The organism is Xanthomonas translucens pv. undulosa, from assembly GCF_017301775.1.
Classification (GTDB): Bacteria; Pseudomonadota; Gammaproteobacteria; order Xanthomonadales; family Xanthomonadaceae; genus Xanthomonas_A; species Xanthomonas_A translucens.
The window spans coordinates 2230001-2253056 of sequence record NZ_CP063993.1 but is presented as its reverse complement, the minus strand read 5'-3'; the positions used below and the strand labels follow the sequence as shown (position 1 = coordinate 2253056).

Annotated in this window: 18 protein-coding genes and 1 pseudogene (1 of these 19 only partly in view); 14 read left to right on the top strand and 5 right to left on the bottom strand. The window is 69.2% G+C overall.

Annotation, left to right across the window (positions count from 1 at the left end):
- Nucleotides 1–89: 89 nt before the first annotated feature.
- Nucleotides 90–269 (bottom strand): hypothetical protein, encoded by a 180-nt coding sequence (locus ISN38_RS09535; RefSeq protein ID WP_139116003.1) that lies wholly within the window; start codon nt 267–269, stop codon nt 90–92.
- Between the two features lie 61 nt (nt 270–330).
- On the opposite strand from ISN38_RS09535, the gene ISN38_RS20270 reads away from it, so the two are divergent.
- Nucleotides 331–1236 (top strand): hypothetical protein, encoded by a 906-nt coding sequence (locus ISN38_RS20270; protein ID WP_230938278.1) that lies wholly within the window; start codon nt 331–333, stop codon nt 1234–1236.
- A 536-nt stretch (nt 1237–1772) separates the two neighbouring features.
- On the opposite strand, the gene ISN38_RS09525 is transcribed toward ISN38_RS20270, so the two are convergent.
- The 3 genes from ISN38_RS09525 to ISN38_RS09515 all read right to left on the bottom strand — a co-directional run bounded on the left by ISN38_RS09525 (nt 1773) and on the right by ISN38_RS09515 (nt 5332).
- Nucleotides 1773–3035, bottom strand: a complete 1263-nt coding sequence (locus ISN38_RS09525; protein WP_206710233.1) for an alpha/beta hydrolase family protein — start codon at nt 3033–3035, stop codon at nt 1773–1775.
- Between the two features lie 650 nt (nt 3036–3685).
- Nucleotides 3686–4117 (bottom strand): hypothetical protein, encoded by a 432-nt coding sequence (locus tag ISN38_RS09520; RefSeq protein ID WP_038237561.1) that lies wholly within the window; start codon nt 4115–4117, stop codon nt 3686–3688.
- Nucleotides 4118–4441: 324 nt separating this feature from the next.
- Nucleotides 4442–5332 carry a hypothetical protein gene (locus tag ISN38_RS09515; RefSeq protein ID WP_003468329.1) on the bottom strand — a complete coding sequence of 297 codons (891 nt, stop codon included), beginning with the start codon at nt 5330–5332 and terminating at the stop codon, nt 4442–4444.
- A gap of 229 nt (nt 5333–5561) precedes the next feature.
- Between ISN38_RS09515 and ISN38_RS09510 the strand changes: the two are divergent.
- The 7 genes and pseudogenes from ISN38_RS09510 to ISN38_RS09480 form a co-directional block, all read left to right on the top strand.
- Nucleotides 5562–5738, top strand: a pseudogene (locus ISN38_RS09510) (YdeI/OmpD-associated family protein); the annotation flags it as partial.
- Between the two features lie 120 nt (nt 5739–5858).
- Complete coding sequence (locus tag ISN38_RS09505) at nt 5859–7244, top strand: MFS transporter (RefSeq protein ID WP_038237560.1); 1386 nt, start codon at nt 5859–5861, stop codon at nt 7242–7244.
- A 145-nt stretch (nt 7245–7389) separates the two neighbouring features.
- Nucleotides 7390–7992: a GTP cyclohydrolase I FolE gene (gene folE, locus ISN38_RS09500; protein ID WP_003476899.1), complete on the top strand. Its 603-nt coding sequence runs from the start codon at nt 7390–7392 to the stop codon at nt 7990–7992.
- A 71-nt stretch (nt 7993–8063) separates the two neighbouring features.
- A complete protein-coding gene (locus ISN38_RS09495) occupies nt 8064–9533 on the top strand; it encodes a DUF3375 domain-containing protein (protein WP_003468322.1) in 1470 nt (489 codons plus the stop codon).
- Nucleotides 9520–10224: a DUF4194 domain-containing protein gene (locus tag ISN38_RS09490; protein ID WP_047324387.1), complete on the top strand. Its 705-nt coding sequence runs from the start codon at nt 9520–9522 to the stop codon at nt 10222–10224. Before ISN38_RS09495 ends, ISN38_RS09490 begins: the two co-directional genes overlap by 14 nt.
- An 82-nt stretch (nt 10225–10306) precedes the next feature.
- Nucleotides 10307–13903, top strand: coding sequence for an ATP-binding protein (locus ISN38_RS09485; protein WP_206712185.1), 3597 nt, complete (start codon nt 10307–10309; stop codon nt 13901–13903).
- 5 nt (nt 13904–13908) lie between these two features.
- Nucleotides 13909–15117: a Wadjet anti-phage system protein JetD domain-containing protein gene (locus tag ISN38_RS09480; RefSeq protein ID WP_003468314.1), complete on the top strand. Its 1209-nt coding sequence runs from the start codon at nt 13909–13911 to the stop codon at nt 15115–15117.
- A gap of 12 nt (nt 15118–15129) precedes the next feature.
- Here the strand turns inward: ISN38_RS09480 and ISN38_RS09475 are convergent, their stop codons facing one another.
- A complete protein-coding gene (locus tag ISN38_RS09475) occupies nt 15130–15903 on the bottom strand; it encodes a sulfite exporter TauE/SafE family protein (protein ID WP_003468313.1) in 774 nt (257 codons plus the stop codon).
- Nucleotides 15904–16001: 98 nt separating this feature from the next.
- Between ISN38_RS09475 and ISN38_RS09470 the strand changes: the two genes are divergently transcribed.
- The 6 genes from ISN38_RS09470 to bphP form a co-directional block, all read left to right on the top strand.
- A complete protein-coding gene (locus ISN38_RS09470; protein WP_003468311.1) occupies nt 16002–16394 on the top strand; it encodes a YchJ family metal-binding protein in 393 nt (130 codons plus the stop codon).
- Nucleotides 16395–16498: 104 nt separating this feature from the next.
- Nucleotides 16499–16621, top strand: coding sequence for a diguanylate cyclase (locus ISN38_RS09465; protein WP_003468310.1), 123 nt, complete (start codon nt 16499–16501; stop codon nt 16619–16621).
- A gap of 185 nt (nt 16622–16806) precedes the next feature.
- Nucleotides 16807–19044: a lytic murein transglycosylase gene (locus ISN38_RS09460; protein WP_241753997.1), complete on the top strand. Its 2238-nt coding sequence runs from the start codon at nt 16807–16809 to the stop codon at nt 19042–19044.
- Between the two features lie 310 nt (nt 19045–19354).
- Entirely contained in the window at nt 19355–20599 is a 1245-nt protein-coding gene (locus ISN38_RS09455) for a TCR/Tet family MFS transporter (protein WP_003476928.1), read from the top strand.
- A gap of 189 nt (nt 20600–20788) precedes the next feature.
- Nucleotides 20789–21388 (top strand): biliverdin-producing heme oxygenase, encoded by a 600-nt coding sequence (locus ISN38_RS09450; RefSeq protein WP_047324389.1) that lies wholly within the window; start codon nt 20789–20791, stop codon nt 21386–21388.
- On the top strand, nt 21385–23056 hold the 5' portion of the coding sequence (bphP, locus tag ISN38_RS09445) for a bacteriophytochrome BphP (protein ID WP_206712184.1). Its footprint extends 233 nt past the window's final position; the window shows 1672 of its 1905 coding nt (coding positions 1–1672); it begins with the start codon at nt 21385–21387; the stop codon falls past the right edge of the window. Before ISN38_RS09450 ends, bphP begins: the two co-directional genes overlap by 4 nt.

The window sequence follows — 23056 nt, the reverse complement described above, 5'->3', positions numbered from 1 at the left end:
GGCGTCGAGGCGGCGGTCGGGGCACAGCACCAGGCCGTGCTCGAACCGATGGGTCTGCGTTTGTGTCCTATGCGATCCCCATCCCAGATTCAAACCTGGCGCCGGAATCGGCCGTCATGCGCATTGCCGGTCCCTTTGTTTCGACGGCGCACCGCTCCAGCCGTGATGCTGGCGACGTGCTGCCATGAAGTGCGCTCTATCCCATCTTTTTCCGCTGTCCACCGCGCGAGCGTGTTCCCGCCAATCGCGCCGGCGAGCAGTTCGTTCATTGCATCACTTCTTCGGTTGCCACGATCAAGCAGACGGCATCTGGCGGTTTATTCGTCTGCCTTGTTCAAGCAAAGTGGCGTCGCAATGCAAACATTGAAAAAAATATTGACGTGTTCCAGTTCTTTCACTTCTCCCCCTTCTCCCACTTCTCCCAGTTGCCCTCTGATCCAGCGCGATGCCAAGCAAGGCAGCGATCACTGGCATGTACGCGCCGCATCCGGCGACTCGCGGCTTGAGGCGCTCGCCGAGAAGCCAATACGGCCTTACATGCACGGCGTGCTAGAAGGTGATCTGCCCTCTGCAGAACGCGACATACGTGGCCGGATCAAGATGCACTTGCTGCCAAAAATCAACGATCTTGTCGAAGATTGCAAGGATCTCGAAAATGGAAATTTTCCAGAGTACGCAACAGCGTTGGACTTGCAGAACCAGCTGGAGAAGCGCAGCCGAGGGGTGCTCATCGATGAGGGGGGGGAGAGGATCGAAGGCTGCGACGAACTGGAGAAGATGGTTGGCGACCTTGAGAAAAAGGTTGACGACTACTTCACCCGCAACCCGGGCACGCCTCGGCCGACATTGCGGCCGGCATTGACGCCTGGGTTGCTTGCGGCGAATGCACACGTTCAGTTAGCTGCGCTAGTTCGTTCGAATTGGTCATCCGTCCCCGAATTCGTGCCGAAAACGGCATTGGTGACGCGGCGTGGATCGCATGCCCAGATCAAGAAGGAGGTCATGAAGGCCGCCTTGCGCATGGTAAAAGTGGATGATCAGACGTCTAAATCGATGGAAGACGAAAAAAATGTGCTGAATACCAAGGTTGGAAATTTTCTCGAGGCCATCCGTCAAGGTAAGGACGTGAATATTTTGGCTGTGGTCACGGCCAAGCAAAACAATGAGAACGCCACCGATTTGGTAAATGCGCTGAAGAACCTCATCAAGAAGAACCCCCAACTGCCGATGTTATGAAGCCTGGCAAGGCGCGTCAGGTGCGGAGGCCGCGCGCCAGCCCAGGTCGATGCCGATGTCGAACTGCACATGGCGAAGCGCCCCATCGCCACCCGCAGTGCGTGCCGCCGTATCGCCCTTGTTTCGTTCGCCGGTTGCGCTGGTGTTGTGTTCGGCGTTGCCGACGCGCTGTCACTGGAATAGCCGTTTCGTTCGCGGTGATCCGTGTGGCGATGCTGCGACGCCCGCGGGATGCTGCGTGCAACGCTGGCGACCTTGTGCCGCCGAACTTGCGGCATCGGGAGCGTCGGTACATGCGATAGGGGTTGGACAGGTCGCGACACAGCGGCGGTAACGACACGCTGCTGCTGGCCATCCTTCTTTCACCAGGCGGCGGGCGCCGGGGGGATCGTCGCCTCCGGACGGTGGCGACGACACCAGGATGTTGCCTGCATGTCTAGCGCGCGCTGCCGCGCCTATGGTGAGGCGCGACAGCGGTCATGCGCAGCAGGATGCAGGCGCGGGGGGAGGGGCGCGCCTGCGATCCTGCCGCGACTTCAGCGGTACTTGTCGAACAACTGCTGGCGCACGGCGACGGCGCAGGCTTCCTTGGTCAGCAGGTGCTCGAGCGCACTGTTGTCTTTGGGATCGCCGGAACCGAGGTCGAGCATGGACACCTGATTGCTGCCGCGGGCTTTGAACGCGGCGATGGCGGTGGTGGCGTTCTTCAGCGGCACGGTGGCGTCATTGTCCGAGCCGCACAGCAGGGTCGGGGTGCGCGGTGTCCAGGACAGCAGGTCGTTGCGCTCCAGGTCGCGCAGGAACGGGTTGTTGGGGTTGCTGGCGAAGTCGTTGTAGAAGCCCGGCTGGAAGTAGCTGCGCACCTTGTCGATGCTGGGCAGGGTGTCGCCGAGCGCCAGGTCGGTCAGGCTCAACTTGCCTGGGAACAGTGCTTCCACCTTGCTGGCCCACGGATCCTGGAATACCTGCGACGGGGCTAGGTAGATGTTGTGGTAAGTGCGCTGCATGCCGATCACGGCGTAGCTGCCCAGTACGATGCCGAAGGTGTTCTCACCCACGGCATTGTGGCCGCTCCAGCTGTCGCGGAAGGTCTGGCTGAGCGCATACGGGCCGGAGATCGGCGCGCTGGCGACCAGGTGGAACTCGTTGGACAGGTGCGCTTCGATCTCGCGCTGGGTGGCCATGGCGGATTGCCCGCCCTGCGAGTAGCCGGTCACCATGACCTTGCCCGACAGGGGAGTATTGAGCCGCTGCAGGAGCTGGCGCGCGGCGCGCAGTGCGTCGATGCTGGCGCTGGCTTCGGATGCGGCGTGCAGGTAGGGGTGGAACCGATAGTTCGACTGGCCGATGCCCAGGTAGTCGCTGCTGACCACCGCGTAGCCCTGGGTGGCGAAGTGGGTGACCAGGATGTCGTTGCCCTTGGCGTCGCGGATCTCCTTGGCCTGTTCGGCGTGGCGCAGCGACTCGGTGCCCTGGCTGTAGCTCACCAGCGGGAAGGGGCCGGCGCACTGGCTGCCGCCCGGCACCAGCAGCGTCCCGGAGGCCGTGGCCGGTTCGCCGTTGACGCCGATCGTGGCGTAGGTGAATTCGGCTAGGCGGACGTCGCACGTTGCCTGGTCGGTGGATTGCGCATCGGCCAGGATGGCGCCGATCGCTTGGTGGGTGTAGCTGGTCAGGACACTGCTCTTGAGCAGTGTCCCCCGCGCCGGTGCCGCCGACGCGGCCAGGGGCAGTGCGGCCGCCGCAACGCCAATCATGGAAAGAGCGCGCAGCGTCAGCCGGTTGCACAGTAGGGTCATGGACAACATCCTCGCAGTTGAATCCCGATTACCGGGGGGAGTAGGGGGCAAACGCTACTACGGCAGCTTGGTTATTTTTGCGACAACCAGGGTGGGATTTATCTGCGGTATTGATTCGCGCAGCAATTAGCAGATTATCGCGACGCACGTCGGCGACGAAACTTGCGGCGCGTCGGCGGCGTCGAGTGCGCAACACCACATCGGCACGGCGATTTGAGAAAAATACGCATTTTTTTGCCAGGTTTTTGCCTAATTCAGGCCGGGTCGCGAAATAACGCCGGATCGGCGGTTTGCCACAATCAAATATTTCAGAAATATATAATCATGAATTTAAAGATAGCCGCGGTGTGTCGCTGGATAATGCGGCATCCGTTGTGCGCCGGTATCGAGCGGTTATGTCGGTCGGGCAGCGAAGGAGTCACAAGGTGGCAACGTCGCCTGTCGCGCGGATGGCTACCTGGTTTCGCATTGCCGATGACGGTGGTCGCGCATGCCACGCCATCGCCCGGCGTGGAGGTGGACGTGGAAAGCGCGTGCGGATGCAGCGTGGCTGTCGGAGGCGACGCGAACCGGGTGCGGCGGGCGGGTCCCCTCAAGCGCGCGCCTGCCGGGTGGCGGCCTGCGCCGCCGCGCAGGCCGGACCAACGGGGTTACCGCACCTTGTACAGCACCGCCGCGCCGGGCTTCGGCTCGAACATGGGGACGGTCTGCTGCGTGAGCGCGGTGCCCTTGGCGTCCCACACCAGGGTCTCGGTGGGGTATTCCTCGTTGCGGGTCATGCTGCCGATCTGTTTGACGATTACCGTGGAGGCGGCCTTCACTTCGGGGTTCCAGGCGAACACGCCGAGCCTGCCGTAGAACACGGCCGGCGCGTCGGCGTCGAGTCGGCGGTCGGGGCACATCACCAGGCCGCGGTCGAGCATCACGCGCAACGCGCCGACCGGCACGGCGTTCACGGTCGGCGAGGTACGGTCGGTGCTGTGGCCGGGGCAGACGTTGGCCGAGCGGAGCAGCATGTCCTCGACCACTTGCCGGTCGGACTGGGCGAAGGCAGGCAGGGCGGCGGCGGACAGGGTGAGCAGTGCGACAGTGGACTTCCATTGCGCGTGACACCTCCTATTGAATGAATTGCTCCAAGCGTCGCGGTCGGCCGTGCTGCACAAGTGGGCGGCCGCCATGGACGCGCCGGCACTCTAGCAACCGGACCGATGCGCAATTGCAAAAGGCGCGTGATGGCGCGTGCCGCGCGGCATGTCCATTCACGCTGCATGTGCCGAGCGGTGCGGGCGGCGAAAAGGCGCTTGCACAGTAGCGGCAGGCACGCAGGTGGCGCGGTGACAGGCTCAACTCCGCGAGACGCTTTCGCGCCGGACCCTCACCCAAGCCCTCTGCCGGTGGGAGAGGGGCTATTTGTACGGTCCCGGGCCGCGCCAGACCAGTTCGCCCTGCTTGTAGACCTGCAGCATGGTAATGACCTCGCGGGCGTCGCCGATGGCCTTCAGTTCCGGAGAGTCCGGCGGCAGCGCGCGGCATTTGCCGGAGCCGCGCTTCATCGCGATTTCCAGCGGGCAGGCCATGCGGTACTGGGTGCCGGGCAGCAGGATGAAGAATTCCTTCATGCCCTGGTCCATCCAGGCGCGTAGCAGGGTTTCGCTGCGCAGGTCGTAATAGACCAGGTAGCCGCCCAGTTCCATGCTCGGACCGGCGTCGCTGGGGTCGCCGCGGCGGCCGCCACGGCCGCCGCCGTCGCGCACCACCCCGGCGGCGTTGGGGCCGAGGTCCTGGTCGATCGCGCCCGGCGGGCGTCCGGTCCAGGTCTCGCGGCGCTGGGTCGGTTCGGGTTCGCTGGCGGTGGCCTGGGTTTGTTGCTGCGCGGCCGGGTCCGGTTGCGGCGGTGCCGGCTGCTCTGCCGGCGTGGGCGCCGGCGGAGCAGGCGCGCTGGCGGCGGCGACCGGAGCGGGCGGCGGTACCGGGTCGTCGGCCTGCGCGACCAGGGTGGATTGGACCGGCGAGGTCGCCGGCCGCGCCTTGGCCGGTGCGGGTGTGTGCTTGGGCTTCGGGCTGGGCGGCGTCTTGACCGGTGGCACGGGCTGGCGCGTGGCGCCGATGAAGTCCACCTTGGTGCGGCCGCCGCTGGCCGCGCCTTGCGGCGTGCTCATGGTGGGTGGATTGGCCAGCAACAACAGCAGCAACATCAGCAGGTGCAGCACGGCGCTGACGATGGCGGCAATCCAGGGGTCCAGGCGTTCGGCCCAGGATGTGGCCCGGGGGTCCGCGCGATGCGACGTGTTGCTCATGCCGCCGCGGCTGCGTCGGGAGTGCGGGCCTTCATGGGGGGTCTGCAGGGTGCGGCCGGTGGGGGCGCCATCGTAACGCGGACCAGGCCCGGTGCATTTGTCGGGTCGCAGCCCGCTTAGGGTCTGTTGCTGTTGGCGGGACGGGGCGATCCGGCCAGCCATGCCTGCGTGTGGTCGGCGCGAACAACGCACGCAGTCCGTGGCTGGCCTGGTGAGATGCTGCAGCGCTGCGCTGGCGCGGCGCGACTGGATCTTCTGGATCGTGTCGGGCAAGAAGGCCGACACGCGGGTCAAGCGCATCGCCAGCGCCTGCGACATGCTGGCCTCGGGTAAGCGCTGCGCCTGTTGCTTCGATCGTTCGGACATGTACAGCAAGTCGCCCGGCGCGCCGCAGGCGGGGGAATGATCGCTGGCGGCGTGCCGCGCCCGGACACGCGCCGCACGCCTGGGTTGCCTTTGTCCACGACGGCGTCCTCGCAAACCGCCACCTATACTCCGACGATGTCTACCTGAAGGGTCTTGTCGCATGAGTGCACCTGCATCTCTGCCCGCCGCCGCTTCCTCCGGCGCCGCGCCCGGCAGCCTTCGCCGCTCGGTGTCCAATACGCTCAAGGGCTCGGCCGGCAACCTGGTCGAGTGGTACGACGTCTACGTCTACTCGGTGTTCGCCGTCTATTTCGAATCGCAGTTCTTCTCCAAGGAAGACAAGAACGCCACGATGTTCGTGTGGGCGATCTTCGCGATGACCTTCCTGATGCGGCCGATCGGCGCGTGGTACTTCGGCCGCTTCGCCGACCGCTATGGCCGGCGCCTGGCGCTGACCATCTCGGTGTCGCTGATGGCGCTGTGTTCGTTCGCGATCGCGGTGACGCCGACGGTGGCCACGATCGGCATTGCCGCGCCGATCATGCTGTTGCTGGCGCGTCTGCTGCAGGGCTTTGCGACCGGCGGCGAGTACGGCACCAGCGCCACTTATATATCCGAAGCGGCGATCCCGGGCAGGCGCGGCTTCCTGTCCTCGTTCCACTATGTGACCCTGGCCGGCGGCCATGTGCTGGCGCAGGCCACGCTGCTGCTGATGCTGCATTTTGCCGACAAGGGCTGGGTGTCCGAATGGGGCTGGCGCCTGGGGTTCGGCCTGGGCGGCATCGGCGCGCTGGTGGTGTTCTGGCTGCGCCGCACGATGGACGAGTCGCTGGGGTCGGACGCCATCGCCGAGGCCAAGAAGGGCGGGGCGCGCTCTGCCGGTTCGCTGCAGGAGCTGTTCGTGCACCAGTGGCGGCCCCTGTTGCTGTGCTTCCTGGTGACCGCGGGCGGCACCATCGCCTTCTACACCTACTCGGTCACCGGGCCGAAGATGATCCAGACCGCATTCGCCGGCGACGACGTGATGGCCGGCACCCTCATCAACCTGGTCGCGCTGACCGTGCTGATGCTGATGCAGCCGGTTGGGGGTTGGCTGTCGGACATCGTCGGGCGCAAGACGCTGCTGGTGTTCTTCGGCATCGGCGGCGTGCTCTACACCTGGTTCCTGGTGCTGGAACTGCCCAGGCAGAGCGACTGGCTGACCGCGTTCGCGATCCTGACCGGCGGCTTCGTGATCCTGACCGGCTACACCTCGATCAACGCGGTGGTCAAGGCCGAGCTGTTCCCGACCCACATCCGCGCGCTGGGCGTGGGCCTGGGCTATGCGCTGGCCAACTCGGCCTTCGGCGGCACTGCGCCGCTGCTGTACCAGGCCTCGCTGAAGACCGGCCACGTGACCACTTTCGTCTGGTATGCCACCGCGGTGATCGCGGTGTCGCTGGTGGTGTACATGGTGTTCCTGAGCAACAAGGGCGCGAACTGGCTCGACGACGAGCGCGCGATGCGCGAGCGCCGGGCCGCGAAGGCGGCGGCCCGGCGCGGCTGAGGCCGGCAACGCCTGCACGGGCGTGGCCTGGCCGGACCCGTGCAGCGGTGCGCTGCAAGCCCGCCGACAGCGGCCGCCATCCCGGTTTCGGCGGCGCGCGTGCGACTCGGGTACCATGCAGCCCCACTCAGGGGCGCTTTCGCTCATGGCTGATTCCAAGAATATCCCCGACACCCCCGTTACTCAGGACCAGGCCGAAGCCGCCGTACGCACCTTGCTGCGCTGGGCCGGCGAGGACCCGGACCGCGAGGGCCTGCTGGACACGCCGCGGCGCGTGGCCGAGGCCTATGGCGACTGGTTCAGCGGCTACCAGGCCGACCCGCGCCAGTACCTGCTGCGCACGTTCGAAGAAGTGGCCGATTACGACGAGATGATCGTGCTGCGCGACATCGAATACGAAAGCCATTGCGAGCACCACATGGCGCCGATCATCGGCAAGGTGCATGTGGGCTACCTGCCGCGCGGCAAGGTGGTGGGCATCAGCAAGCTGGCGCGCGTGGTCGATGCCTACGCGCGGCGCTTCCAGGTGCAGGAGAAGATGACCGCGCAGATCGCGCAATGCATCCAGGACGTGCTGCAGCCGCTCGGCGTGGCCGTGGTGGTGGAAGGCGCGCACGAGTGCATGACCACCCGCGGCATCCACAAGCGCGGCGTTAGCATGGTCACCTCGAAGATGCTCGGCGCCTTCCGCGGGGACGCGCGCACACGCGCCGAGTTCCTGCGCTTCATCGACGGCGGCAAGCGCTGAGCGTGGCGCATGCGCTGCCGCGCTAGCATTTGCGCCTCTTCGCCACGTACGTTCGGTCCCGCAGCATCGGTATGAAGCACCGCGCCCGCATCGCCCGCTACCGCACCCTGCGCGAGCAGCCGCTGTGGAAGCTGCTCGCCGCCGACCAGGCGCCGGAAGTCATCGGCCTGCTGCAGTCGCTGCTGCTGGACAGCGAACGCCGGCTGCCGGCGGCGGTGCTGCACGAACGCCTGCAGCGCATGCTCGACGAACTCAACGCCGAGCAGCTGTCGCGCGAACTGCCGCGCACCGCGCAAGCCTATGTCGCGCACTGGCTGGCGCAGGGCTGGCTGGAGCGGCGGCTGCCGGACGGCGCGCAGCAGGAGGAATACGAACTGTCCACCCAGGCCACGCAGGCGATCCGCTTCGCCGATGGCCTGGAGCATGCGCGCGGCGCGGCCACCGAGAGCCGTCTGGCCTTGGTGATGCAGCAGCTGGCGCAGCTGGCGGCGCTGACCGAGACCAATCCGGATGCGCGGCTGTCGGCATTGCGCGACGAGCGCGAGCGCATCGATGCGGAGATCGCGCGGGTCTCCAAGGGCAAGGTCGCCGCGCTGGACGGCAAGCGCGCGCTGGAGCGCGCGCGCCAGGTGATCGCGCTGGCCGACGAGCTGACCGAGGATTTCCGCCGCGTGCGCGACGATTTCGAGCAGCTCAACCGCGACTTCCGCGAGCGCATCATCGACGACGAGGGCGAGCGCGGCGAGATCCTGGGCAAGTTGTTCGAAGGCGTGGACGTGATCGGCGACAGCGATGCCGGGCGCAGTTTCCAGGCGTTCTGGGCCTTGCTCAACGATGCCGAGCAGAGCGCGCAGCTCGACGCGGCGCTGGAGACGGTGCTGGCGCGCTCGTTCGCGCGCAAGCTCGACCGCCGCGAGCGCGGCTTCCTGCGCGGGCTGACCGGCACCATGCTCGAACGCGGCGGCCAGGTGCACGATGTGATGCAGCATTTCGCGCGCAGCCTGCGCGGTTTCGTGCAGAGCCGCGGCTATCTGGAGCAGCGCCGGCTCAACCAGCTGCTCAAGCAGGCGCAGGCCGAGGCGCTGGCCTTGCGCGACCACATCCCCGCGCAGCGCGGCATCGGCCGCGACCTGAACCTGACCACCAGCCGCCTGCGCTCGCTGGCGCAATGGCGGCTGCACGACCCGCGCCAGCAGCAGGTCGAGGGCGGCATCCAGCGCAACGAGGCGGCGGCAATTTCGCTGGACAGCGTCGGCGACCTGGTGGCGCAATCGGAAATCGACTTCCGCAGCCTGCGCCGCGATCTATTCGAGCTGCTCGCCGAGCAGCCGCAACTGTCCATCGCTCAGGTACTCACCCAGCGCGAGGCCAGCCAGGGCCTGGGCAGCGTGATCGGTTACCTGTCGCTGGGCACCCGCCATGGCGTGGTCGCCGCCGGGCAGCACGAGATCGCGCAATGGCGCGGCGGCGACGGCCAGTGGCGCCGCGCGCGCATTCCGTTGGTGTGGTTCACCCAGGAGAAACGCCATGAACTGGCATGACCACGAGCTGGATCCCGAGCAGGGACGCTCGAACGATGCAGTCGACAGCGCCGCGCCCGACGCCGGTACCGACCTGTTCCCCGGCGACAGCGGCCGCCTGCCAGTGGAAGCGCGCCGCGCGCTGTGCCAGCTGCTCAGCGGCCCCAGCGTGGACGCGCAGCGCCACAGCAGGCTGTGGCCGGCGCTGTTGCGCAGCGAGGCGGCGATCCGCAGCGCCCTGGCCGACCTGTTCCTGGAACTGGTGCTGGACCGCGAAGCCGGCATCGCCTTCACCCGCCAGGCCGACACCGGCGAACTGGAAGCGCCGGTGCTGCTGCGCTCCTCGCCGCTGACCTTCATCGATTCGGTGCTGCTGCTGTACCTGCGCCAGCAACTGGCCGAAGCCGATGCGCGCGGCCTGCGCGCGGTGGTGGAGGAAGCGCAGCTGGGCGAGGCGCTGGCGGTGTACGAGAAGAACCTGTCCACCGACCGCGCCGGTTTCCTGCGCCGGGTCGGCAATGCCGTGCAGAAGATGAAGGACAACCACATCCTGACCCGCCTGCGCGGCGAAGACGAACGCTACGAAGTCTCGCCGGCGCTGAAGCTGCTGTTCTCGGCCGAGGACGTGGCCGCGCTGGCGCAGGTGTACCGCCAGCTGCGCGAAGGCCCCGATTCTGGCGAGGACGCCGCCGCGGCTGCGCAGGACGCCTAGGGCGCGCTTTGGCCGGCACGGGTTGCCGCGGCAGCGCCCGCGCGGGCTTGGTTCCGCGCGTCCCCGTCCCTAGACTGTGCCGATGAAATCCTCCGCTTCCACGCCTGGCCTGTTCGCCGGCGATCTGCCCGATCCGCGCCTCCAGCAGTTCCGCATGCGCCGCCTGCAGGTGCACAACTGGGGCACGTTTTCCGGCCTGACCGAGATCCCGATCGCCGCGCGCGGCTTCCTGTTCGTCGGCCGCTCCGGCTCGGGCAAGTCCACACTGCTCGATGCGATGTCGGCCTTGCTGACGCCGCCGAGCATCGTCGATTTCAACGCCGCCGCGCGCGAGGCCGAGCGCAGCGGCCGCGACCGCAACCTGGTCTCCTACGTGCGCGGCGCCTGGGCCGACCAGCAGGACAGCGAATCGGGCGAGATCGCCACCCAGTACCTGCGCAAGGGCGCCACCTGGACCGCGCTGGTGCTGGAATACCGCAACGGCGAAGACCGCGTGGTCAGCCTGGTGCGGCTGTTCTGGATCGCCGGCAACGGCACCGCCGCGGCCGACGTGCGCAAGCACTACATGGTGGCCGAGCGCGCGTTCGACATCGCCGCCGACCTGGACGGTTTCGACCTGGACCTGCGCAAGCTCAAGCAGCGCCTGCACGACGTACACCATTTCGACAGCTTCGCCGGCTATGCCGAACGCTTCCGCCACCAGCTCGGCATCGGCAACGAGATGGCGCTGCGGCTGCTGCACAAGACCCAGTCGGCGAAGAACCTGGGCGACCTCAACGCCTTCCTGCGCGGCTTCATGCTCGAGGAACCGAAGACCTTCGACGCCGCCGAGCGCCTGGTCGGCGACTTCGCCGAACTCGACGGCGCGCATCAGGCGGTGGTGACCGCGCGCCGCCAGGTCGAGACCCTGCTGCCGGCGCGCGCGCACCACGCCGAGCTGATGGCGGTGCGCCGCCAGCGCAGCGAACTCGACGAACTCAAGCTCGGCATCGACAGCTACCGCGAGCAGCGTCGGCTGGCGCTGCTGGATGCGCGGCTGCAGGAACTGGACACGCAGGACCGCGGCCTGGCCGGCGAGGAAGGGCAACGTCGTGCCGCGCTGGAGAACCACCAGCGGCGCCTGGACGACCTCGAAGCGCAGCGCCGCGCGCAGGGCGGCGAGCGCATTGATGCGCTGGAGCGTGAGCGCGGCCAGCTCGAAGTCGAGCGCGACCGCCGCGCCGGCAAGCGCACCCAGGCCGAGCAGGCCTGCCGCCAGCTGGAGCAGGTGCTGGCCGGCAGCGCGCAGGGCTTCGCCGGGCAGGCCGCACAGGCGCGCGCGGCGCTGGAGGACGGCACGCGCGCGGCCGCCGAACTCGACGAGGCGATCAGCCAGCGCATCGCCGGCAAGGCCGAGGACGCCAAGCGCTTCGCCGAAGTGCGCGCCGAGATCGACGCCCTCAAGCGCAATCCCTCCAATATCCCGGCGCCGATGCAGGCGCTGCGCGCGCGCCTGAGCGCCGACACCGGCGTACCCGAGGCCGCTTTGCCGTTCGTCGGCGAGCTGCTGCAGGTGCGCAGCGAGGATGCCGACTGGCGCGGCGCCATCGAGCGCGTGCTGCACGGCTTCGCGCAATCGCTGCTGGTGGACGAACGCCACTACGCCGACGTGGCCGACTGGGTCAACCGCACCCATCTGGGCATCCGCCTGGTCTATTACCGGGTACGCGACAACGAGCACGCCCTGCCTGGGCGCGCGCCGGCTGCCGGCTCGCTGCTGCACAAGCTGGAACTGCGCGAGCACGCCTTCGCCGGCTGGCTGCGCCGCGAACTGGGCAAGCGTTTCGACTACGACTGCGTGGACAACGCCAAGGCGCTGCGCCATGCCGAACGCGCGATCACCCGCGAAGGCCAGGTCAAGCATCCCGGCGAGCGCTACGAGAAGGACGACCGCCACGCGGTGAACGATCGCCGGCGCTGGCTGCTGGGCTTCGACAACCGCGACAAGCTGGCCTTGTTCGAAGAAGAGGGCCTGGCGCTGGCGCAGCGCATCGCCGCCTGCGACGCCGACGTGGCCGCGCTGCGTGCGCGCCGCGAACGCGACGGCGCGCGGCGCTTGGCCCAGCACACCCTGGCCAACCTGGCCTGGGACGAGATCGACGTGGCCGCGCCGCTGCAGCGCCTGGACGACATCGCCACGGCGCTGCGCCAGTTGCGCGAGGGCGACGGCAACCTGCGCGCGCTGGGCGAGGCGATCGACCATGCGCGCGCGGACATCAAGCAGGCCGAGCGGACCTACGAGAGCGTGCGCGAGGAGAGGATCGGACTCGGTGTCGAGCGTGTGCGGCTGGAGAAGCAACGGCTGAATTGCGCCGATGCGAATGCGCGCGTGGTCACGCCGTTGCAGCGCCAGGGACTGGACGAACGTCTCGCTGGCCTGGGCGTGCTGAGCCTGGACAATCTCGAGGCGCATTTTCGCCAAATCGGCAATGCCATCGTCGAGCAGACCAGCGCCAGCGACAAGGAACACAACCGCCTGGAGCAACTGCTGCTCGGCTGCTTCCGCCGCTACTGCCAGCAATGGCCCGAAGACAGCGGCGATTTCACCGTCAGCCTGAGCAGCGCCGAGGATTTCCTCGCGCGCCTGCAGCGCCTGGAACGCGACGGCCTGCCGCGGCACGAGGCGCGCTTCTTCGAGTTGCTGCAGAGCCAGAGCAAGAACAACCTGCTGGCCCTGCAGCGGCATACCGCCGAGGCGCGCAAGTCCATCGCCCAGCGCCTGGACGAGGTCAATGCCAGCCTGGAGCAGGTGCCGTTCAACCGCGGCACCTTGCTGACCATCGAACTGGGCGACCGCCGTCTGCCGGAGGTGATCGAATTCCACCAGCGCCTGCGCGACGTGCTCGGCCATCACCAGACCGAGCAGCGCGAACTGGCCGAACAACAGTTCGCGGTGCTGCGCGAACTGGTGCGCCGGCTCGGTTCGCAGGACGGCGAGGACAAGCGCTGGCGCGAGCTGGTGCTGGATGTGCGCCTGCACGTGGAATTCGTCGGCGTCGAGCTCGATGCCGCCACCCGCCAGCAGGTGGAGATCTACCGCAGCGGCGCCGGCAAGTCCGGCGGCCAGCGGCAGAAGCTGGCCACCACCTGCCTGGCCGCGGCGCTGCGCTACCAGCTCGGCGGCGAGGACGGCGAACTGCCGCGTTACTGCGCGGTGGTGCTGGACGAAGCCTTCGACAAGGCCGACAACGAGTTCACCGCGCTGGCGATGAACATCTTCGAGAACTTCGGCTTCCAGATGGTGGTGGCCACGCCGCTGAAATCGGTGATGACGCTGGAGCCGTTCATCGGCGGGGCTTGTTTCGTCGAGATCAGCGGCCGGCACGATTCGGGCGTGCTGCTGATCGAATACGACGAGCAGGCGCGCCGGCTCAAGCTTCCCGAGCGCACGCGCGGCACGGCCACGCCAGCCGATGCGGCGCCAGCGCCGGAAGCGGAACAACCCGGCACCGCGCCGAGCCGCCTGCGCGCCGACACTGCGGCCGTGGTGCGTGGCGATGCCGGCGAGCCAGCGGTTTCCGATGGCGCCGCCGCCATGGCGCCCGTGCCGCATCGCGCGCTGCCAAAGTCAAAGGCAAAATCCAAGCCCGAGTCCAAGCCAGGGTCCAAGCCAGGGTCCAAACCCAAATCCAAGGCCTGACCGGGATGGCGCGCGCCAACGCGATGCTGCTGCCCGATGCCGCGCTGGCCGCCTTGCGCGGGCAGTGGCGGCTACACCGCGGCGCGTGGTTGCTGGGCGATGCGGCGCCGCAACCGATCTCGCTGCGCATGCCGACCCAGGCTCAGGCCAGCGCCGGATTCGATGCGTTCGGCGCCTGGCTGCGTGCCTGGCGCACCACGCCGTTGCCGGGGCATGTGGAATGGCGCGATGTGAAATGGTCGCAGCTCGGCCTGCAATGTCTGCCGCACGCCTGGCAACCGAACGCCGATGAGGCCGCGCTGGCGCTGGGCGAACACGCGCGTTGGCAGCGCGCGCGCCAGCGCAGCGCAGCGCTCGTCGCGCGCTGGCCGCAGGCACTGGGGTTTGCCGCGCGTCTGCGCCGGCAGTTCGACCTGCTCGCCGATGCACCGGAAGCGGGTTTCGTGCGCCTGCTCGCCGTCGTCGAGTGGCTGCATGCGCATCCGCACAGCGGCCTGTTCCTGCGTCAGTTGCCGATCGCCGGTATCGACAGCAAATGGATCGAGCCGCGCCGTGGGGTCATCGCCGACTGGCTGGCCGGGCTGCGCGGTATCGTCGAACCGCGCGGCTTCGACAGCGTGTCCGGACTGCGCCGCGCGCCGGACCGGGTGCGCCTGCGCCTGCTCGATCCGGACCTGCGCGCGCGGCTCGGCGGGCTGGAGGACGTGCAGGTGCCGATCGCGCAGATCGCCGCGCTGCAGCTGCCGGTGCGGCAAGTGCTGATCGTGGAGAATCGCGAGACCGGCCTGGCCTGCGAGGATCTGCCCGGCACGCTGCTGCTGATGGCGCGCGGCTACGCCGTGGACTACGTGCGCGCCATCGACTGGCTGCAGGCCTTGCCGCTGTACTACTGGGGCGACATCGATACCCACGGTCTGGCGATCCTGCATCGCTTGCGCCGGCATGCGCCGCGGACGGTCGCGCTGCTGATGGACGAAGCCACCTTGCGCGATACGCCATCCGAGCTGTGGGGACACGAACGCCGCCAGCATCGCGCGCAACGGCTGGATGCGCTCACCGCTGCCGAGCAGGCCTTGTACACCGACCTGCGCACTGGCCGTTTCGGCCCCGCGCCGCGCCTGGAACAGGAGCGCATCGCCTGGAATTACGCGTGGCCGCGTATCCGTGCCGCACTGGCCGAAGAGCGCGCCGAACCGTGCGCGATCGTGCGCTGATTCCGCCGCTCCTCAGCGCAGCAGGTCCAAACCCATCTTGCCGATCAGCACCACCACCAGCACCAGGAACAGCTGCCGGATCAACGGCGTGCCGCCGCGCAGCGCCAGCCGCGTGCCGGCCACCGCGCCGGCGATGTTGGCCCCGGCCATCGGCCCCGCCACCGCCAGCAGCACCTGCCCGCTGGGCACGAAGAAGCACAGCGCGGCCAGATTGGTGGCCAGGTTCACCACCTTCGCCGCGGCCGAGGCGCGCAGGAAGTCCAGCCCGAAGAAGCGGATGAACAGGAAGATCAGGAAGCTGCCGGTGCCAGGGCCGAAGAAGCCGTCGTAGAAACCGATCGCCGCGCCCATCGCCAGTGCGATGGCCAGTTCGCGGCGGCCGATCTGGCGCGGCCGGTGCAGCGCGCCGAAGTCCTTCTTGACCAGCGTGTAGGCCAGCATCGCGATCAGCAGCGCCAGGATCAGCGGCCGCACCGCCTGTTTCGGCAGCAGGCTGACCGCGCTGGCGCCAAGAAAAGAGAACGCGAACGCGGCCGCGGTGGCATACAGCACCGGCCGCCACGGGAAGCGCACGTTGCGCGCATAGCGCCAGGCCGACGCGCCGGTGCCGGCCATTGCGCTGAACTTGTTGGTACCCAGCAGCACCGCTGGGGCCTGCTGCGGCAGGGTCGCGAACAGCCCCGGCAACTGGATCAGGCCGCCGCCGCCCACCGCCGCATCCACCAGCCCGGCGACGAAGGCGATGCACAGCAGCCACGGCAGCTCGGTCGGGATCAGCTCCAGCAAGGCGGCGCTCCGCGCGATGGGGGCGCAAGCATAGCTGGGGCCGCCGCGCATGGCAGCGCCCACGTGCGCCGCGCCGCCGCAGCCGGCACAATCGGCGCATGCCTCCGTCCGCTCCGCGCCTCGCCGATCCTTGCCCCTGCGGCCGCCCGCGCGACTACGCGCAGTGCTGCGGGCTTTACCACGCCGGCGCCGCCGCGCCCGATGCCGAGACGTTGATGCGTTCGCGTTACAGCGCCTACGTGCGCCGCGACGCGGACTACCTGCGCGCCAGCTGGCACCCGTCCACGCGCCCGGCGCAACTGGAGCTGGATACGCACACCACCTGGCTCGGCCTGACCGTGCAGCGGGTCATTGCCAGTGGCGCCGACAGCGCCGAGGTCGCGTTCCTGGCGCGCTACCGCATCGGTGGCGGCAGCGCAGTACGCATGATCGAGCACAGCCGTTTCGTGCGCGAGGATGGCCGCTGGTACTACCTGGACGCGCTGGACTGAACCCATGCTCAGGTGTGGCATCCGCTTCGCGCCGCGCTGGCCGATGATGGTGCAAACGCATCCGCGCGCAGGCCGCGCTGGCCTTCCCCGAGCTGCAGCCGACGGTGAGCACCGGCGTGGTCCAGCTGCGCCCAGGCGACGACGCCAACGGCCTGGTGCAGCGCGCCGACGAGGCGCTGTACGCGGCCAAGAGCGGCGGCCGCAAACGCGTGGTTGCCGTGCATTGAGCCGGCGCGGGACCCCTGTAGGAGCGGCTTCAGCCGCGACAGACTTTACCGATAGCTCCTGTCGCGGCTGAAGCCGCTTGCTCCTACAAAAGCGCCGGACTGCCGTGACCCCGCCACCGCGCGTGAGCAGCCCATTGCCCACGGTTGTTTATGATGTCCGGCCTGCTGTTGGCGAGGAAGTTCCGATGATACGTTTCGCCTGGGCCTTGCTGCTGGCTGCGCCCTGCGCCGCTGCGCAGACCCTGCCCGCGCCACCCACCGCGCCGGATTCCGCCTTCGTTGGCTGCCTGTCCACGCTGCGCACGGCCGCCGCCAGGACCGGCGTGACCGCCACCGCCTTCGACCGCTTCACCGCCGGCGTGCAGCCGGACATGAGCGTGCTGCCGCTGCTCGACGCGCAACCCGAATTCACCACGCCGATCTGGGACTACCTGGCCGGGCTGGTTGACACGCAGCGCGTCGCCGACGGCCGCGCGATGCTGGTCACGCATCGCGATCTGCTCGCCCGGGTGGCGCAGCAATACGGAGTGGACGCGGCGACCGTGGTCGCGGTGTGGGGCGTGGAGAGCGACTACGGCCGCGTCTCCGGCAAGCGCCCGCTGCTGGTGTCGCTGCTGACCCTGTCGTGCAACGGCCGCCGCCAGCCGTTCTTCCGCGGCGAACTGTTCGCGCTGCTGAAACTGCTGCAGGCCGGCGACCTGCAGCCCGACGGCCTGAGCGGCTCCTGGGCCGGCGCCTTCGGCCACACCCAGTTCATGCCCAGCACCTATGCCCGCGTCGCCGTGGACGGCGATGGCGACGGCCGCCGCGACCTGGTCGCCAGCATTCCCGACGCGCTGGCCTCCACCGCCAACTACCTGAAACTGGCCGGCTGGCAGAGCGGGCAGCCGTGGGGCATGGAGGTCAAGTTGCCGGCCGGCTTCGACCCGGCCCTGGCCGGCCGCACCCAGCGCCGGCCGCTGTCCGACTGGCGCACGCGCGGCGTGACCGCCATCGACGGCAGCGCGCTCGCGCTGCCCACGCTGGCGCCGCAGACGCCGGCCGCGGTGCTGATCCCGGCCGGCACCAACGGCCCGGCGTTCCTGGTGTTCCGCAATTACGACGCGATCTACGCCTACAACGCCGCCGAAAGCTACGCCTTGGCGATCGCGCTGCTGTCCGACCAGTTGCGCGGCAAGCCGGGCCTGGCCACCGCGTGGCCCACCGACGATCCGGGCCTGGGCCGTCCGGAGCGACGCGAACTGCAGACCCTGCTGCTGGCGCGCGGCCACGACATCGGCCAGGCCGACGGCATGATCGGCAGTGCCAGCCGCCGCGCGATCCAGGCCGAGCAGCTGCGCCTGGGCCTGCAGCCGGCCGATGGCCGCGCCGGGCAACGCATCCTCGATGCGCTGCGCCGCGAGGCGCCCGGTGCGCCCGCCGCTGCACCCGCCACGCCGACCACGCCAATACCCGCGCCACCCACGCCGTTCGGCGGCAAGCCCGCCACCGCGTTCCGCGTGCCGGCGCGCTACCCGGCCTTCGTCCAATCCCCCGCGCCACGGAGCATCACCCCCATGTCCGAGATCCCCGGCCTGAGCACAGGCGATTTCCACGGTTACCCCGCGCTGTTGGTGGAAACTCCGCACTCCACTGCCGCGATCAGCCTGTTCGGCGGCCAGTTGCTGTCGTTCGTGCCCAAGGGCGGCACCGAGGTGATGTGGCTGTCGCCGAGCGCGCAGCCCACGCCCACCCCGATCCGCGGCGGCACCCCGGTGTGCTGGCCGTACTTCGGCCGCCAGGACCAGAGCGCCGACGTGCCGGCGCACGGCTTCGTGCGCACCGTGCCGTGGCAGCTGCAGGACGCGCGCCGCGAGGCCGACGGCAGCATGTTGCTGACCCTGGCGCCGCCGGACTTCGACGACCTGCCGCTGCGCCTGCGCATGCAGCTGCGCATCGGCGCGACCCTGGAGCAGCGTTTGATCACCGACAACGTCGGCCGCGAACCGGCGCGCTTCACCCAGGCGCTGCACAACTATTTCCACGTCGCCGACGCCACCCGGGTGCGGGTGCAGGGCCTGGACGGGCTCGACTACCTGGACAAGTTCGAAAACTACGCCACGCCGCACCGCCAGCACGGCGACTGGAGCCTGCAGGACCCGCGCGATCCCGGCCGCAGCGACCGCATCTACACCGGCGCCGGCGGCCGCTACACGCTGCTCGATCCGGGCCTGCAACGCCGCATCGAGATCGCCACCGCCGGCAGCCGCACCCTGGTGGCCTGGAATCCGGGCGAAGCCGGCGCGCAGAAGATGGTCGACGTCGGCGCCCACTGGCGCCAGTTCGTGTGCCTGGAAGCGGCCAACGCCGGCCCCGAGGTGATCGAACTGGCCGCCGGCGCGCAGCACGTGCTGCAGCAGACCATCGCGGTCGCGCCGCTGTGAGGGCGCGCGCTGCCCCAAGCGTCCGCGCCGGATAGGCGGCGGCTGCGCTGGCCTCTGGCCATCAAGCCGCAGTCGTGCTGTCCACCGCCACCAGGAGGCTGGCGCGCCCCCTGCGGGAGGGACTTCAGTCCCGACGCGCTCCACCGACAAGACGCTGGACAAGGCGTCGGGATCGAGCCCTCCCGCAGCAATTGCATGCTCGGCCGTCTTCCGGTCGCCAGCGCCGCCATGCGCGCGGCCACAAATCCAGCCACACCCCGAAACCCCACGCCTGCCGATTACACTGCCGCGTCCATCCGGAGACCCTGCCGTGCCTTCCTCGCCCCCTGCCGCGCGCACGCGCCGCGCCGCCCTGGTTTTCATCTTCATCACCCTGCTGATCGACGTGCTGGCCTTCGGCGTCATCATTCCGGTACTGCCGGGGCTGGTGCGCGGTTTCACCGGCGGCGATTTCGCCGCGGCGGCGAAGTGGGTCGGCTGGTTCGGTTTCCTGTTCGCCGCGCTGCAGTTCGTCAGCTCACCACTGCAGGGGGCGCTGTCCGACCGCTACGGCCGTCGCCCGGTGATCCTGGCCTCGTGCCTGGGCCTGGGCGTGGACTTCGTGGTGATGGCGCTGGCGCAGAGCCTGCCGTTGCTGCTGCTGGCGCGGGTGGTGTCGGGCGTGTTCTCGGCCAGCTTCACCACCGCCAACGCCTACATCGCCGACATCACCACGCCGGACAAGCGCGCCCAGGCCTACGGCATGATCGGCGCCGCGTTCGGGCTCGGTTTCGTGATCGGGCCGCTGCTCGGCGGCTGGCTCGGCAGCTACCACCTGCGCGCGCCGTTCTGGTTCGCCGCCGCGCTGGCGCTGCTCAATTTCCTGTACGGCCTGTGGGTGCTGCCCGAATCGCTGGCGCCGGAACGGCGCACCCCGCGCCTGGACTGGAAGCACGCCAATCCGTTCGGCGCGCTGCGGCTGCTGCGCAGCTACCCGCAGGTGTTCGCGCTGGCCGCGGTGATCTTCCTGGCCAACCTGGCGCACTACGTCTACCCGAGCATTTTCGTGCTGTTCGCCGAGTATCGATATCAGTGGGGACCGAAGCAGGTCAGCTGGGTGCTGGCCCTGGTCGGGGTGTGCAGCATCGTGGTCAACGCCTTGCTGGTCGCGCGCGTGGTGCGCCGGTTCGGCGAGCGCGGCGCACTGCTGTTCGGTCTGGGCTGCGGGGTAGCCGGCTTCGCCATCTACAGCGTCGCCGGCAGCGGCGCGGTGTTCCTGCTCGGGGTGCCGGTCAGCGCGCTGTGGGCGGTGGCGTCGCCGTCCGCGCAGGCCATCGTCACCCGCCACGTCGGCGCCGATGCGCAGGGCCGCGTGCAGGGTGCGCTGATGAGCCTGGTCAGCCTGGCCGGCATCGTCGGGCCGCTGCTGTACACGTGGGTGTTCGCGCTGTTCATCGGCAAGCATGCACCGGCGCATCTGCCCGGCGCGCCGTGGCTGCTGGCCGCGCTGTTGCTGGCGGCCGGCTGGGTCGTGGCCTGGCGCCGTGCGCGCCTGCCCGACAGCGCCACCGCTTAGCACGCCGAACCGCGTGGCGACGGACCGCTGCCCGCATGGCTGGCGTGGTGCCGCTGGCGGCGGATGAATTGCTCAGCTTGAGCCGGCGCGTGCCCGCCGTGTCGCCCGGCGCCTTGCGTCCACGATGCTACGCTGTGCGGCATCTCCGCTGTCGCGGCCGGTCCGGCTGCTGTAGACCGCCCGCTCTCCATGATGTCGCCCCCCGACGGTTCCGCCGCGCATCTCACCGCTTCGCGCCTGCTGCGCGAAGCCACTGCGCAACAGCACCTGGCCGTCGAACAATTGCCGGCGATGCGCGCGCTGCTGCGCGACTCCCTGTCCGTGCCCGACTACGTCCAGGTCCTGCGCCGCCATCACGCGGTGCTGGCTGGCTGGGAGCAACGCGAGTCGGCCTGGTTGCACGCCAGCGGCGATGCCGACTGGCGCTACCAGCCCCGCAGTCCGCTGCTGGAACAGGATCTGGCCGCGCTGCGGGCGACCCCGCCGCTGCCGGCGCCGGCGCCGGCAGCGGCCGACGCCGGCAACCGCTGGGGCATGCTGTACGTGGTTGAAGGCTCGCGCCTGGGCGGGCGCCTGATCGCCCGGCGACTGCGGCAGACGCTGGCCGCTGCCGCGCCGGCGCTGGCCTACTTCGAACTCGGCCATGCGGATCCGGCCTGCTGGCGGCGGTTCCAGCAACGCCTGGAGCAGGCCCTGCCGACGCCGCAATCGCTGCAGGCCGCGGTCGACGGCGCACGCGCGATGTTCGCGCACTTCCACACCCACTTCGCCCTGGAGACCGCCGCATGAGCGAGACCGTCGCGCCCTTGGACATGGACGCCTGCGCGCGCGAGCCGATCCATATTCCCGGATCGATACAGCCGCACGGCGCGCTGCTGGTGATCGAACCCGGCGACGGCCGCATCGTGCAGGCCAGCACCAGCGCCGCCGACCTGCTCGGCGTGCCGCTGGCGGACCTGCTCGGACAGCGCTACGACGCGCTGCTGACGCTGCAGGAACCGCGCGTGTCGGCGGACGTCTCCGAACGCACCCAGCTCGCGTATGTCGACGTCGGCTTCCCGCGCCGCGCCACCGCCCCGCGCCAGCGCTGGGTCGGCGCCTGGCATCTGTACCCGGAGCAATGGCTGCTGGAACTGGAGCCGCGCGATGCGCCGCTCGCCGACGCCACCCTGCGCGAGGCCTTGCCGTTGCTGCGCCGGCTCGAGACCGACAACAGCATAGACGAAGCCTGCCAGCGTGCGGCCAAGAGCCTGCGCACGCTGATCGGCTACGACCGGGTGATGATCTATCGCTTCGACGACGAGTGGAACGGCGACGTCGTGGCCGAGGCGCGCACGCCCGAGCTGGAGTCCTATCTCGGCCTGCACTATCCGGCCAGCGATATTCCGGTGCAGGCGCGCACGCTGTACCTGCGCAACCGCGTGCGCCAGATCGCCGACGTCGGCTACATCCCCTCGCCGATCCAGCCGACCGTGCATCCGCGGCTGCATGCGCCGGTGGACCTGAGCGACGTCAGCCTGCGCAGCGTCTCCCCGGTGCACCTGGAATACCTGGCCAACATGGGCGTCACCGCCACCCTGGTGGCCTCGATCGTGGTCAACGATGCGCTGTGGGGGCTGATCGCCTGCCACCACTACCGTCCGTACTTCTGCAACCACGAGATGCGCGACGTCACCGACGCGGTCAGCCGCGCCCTGGCCGGGCGCATCGGCGCGCTGACCGCGGTGGTGCGTGCGCGCGTGGAATCGGTGCTGCTAACCGTGCGCGAGAAGCTGATCACCAACTTCAACGAAGCCGAAAACCTGACCGGCGACATGCTCGACGACATGGCCTCCGACCTGCTCGACGTGGTCGATGCCGACGGCGTGGCGGTGTTCCACGGGGACGACGTCACCCGCCACGGCACGGTGCCGAGCGCCGCCGAACTTGCCCGGATCCGCGAGCAGATCGAGGCCAGCCACCACGAGGCGCTGCGCCACGACGCGGTCGGTGCGCTGCATACCGACCAGATCGGCGCAACCTTTCCGGAACTGGCTGACCTGGCTCCCACCGCCGCCGGTTTCATCTTCGTCCCGCTGATGCCGCAGGCGCGCAGCGCACTGCTGTGGACGCGGCGCGAGCAGGTGCGCACGGTCAACTGGGCCGGCAACCCGCAGCTGTCCAAACTGCAGGACATTGCCAACGCGCGCCTGTCGCCGCGCAAGAGCTTCGACCTGTGGCAGGAAACCGTGCGTGGCCGCGCGCGGCCATGGTCGCCGCTGAGCCTGGAGTCGGCGCGCAGCCTGCGGGTGCTGATCGAGCTGATGGAGCGCAAGCGCTTCCAGCAGGATTTCGCGCTGCTGGAGGCCTCGTTGTCTCGGCTGCGCGAACCGGTGGCGATCATCGAGCGCGGCAGCGACGGCCGGCCCAGCCGGCTGGCATTCGTCAACGATGCCTTCGCGGCGCTGTACCAGCGCG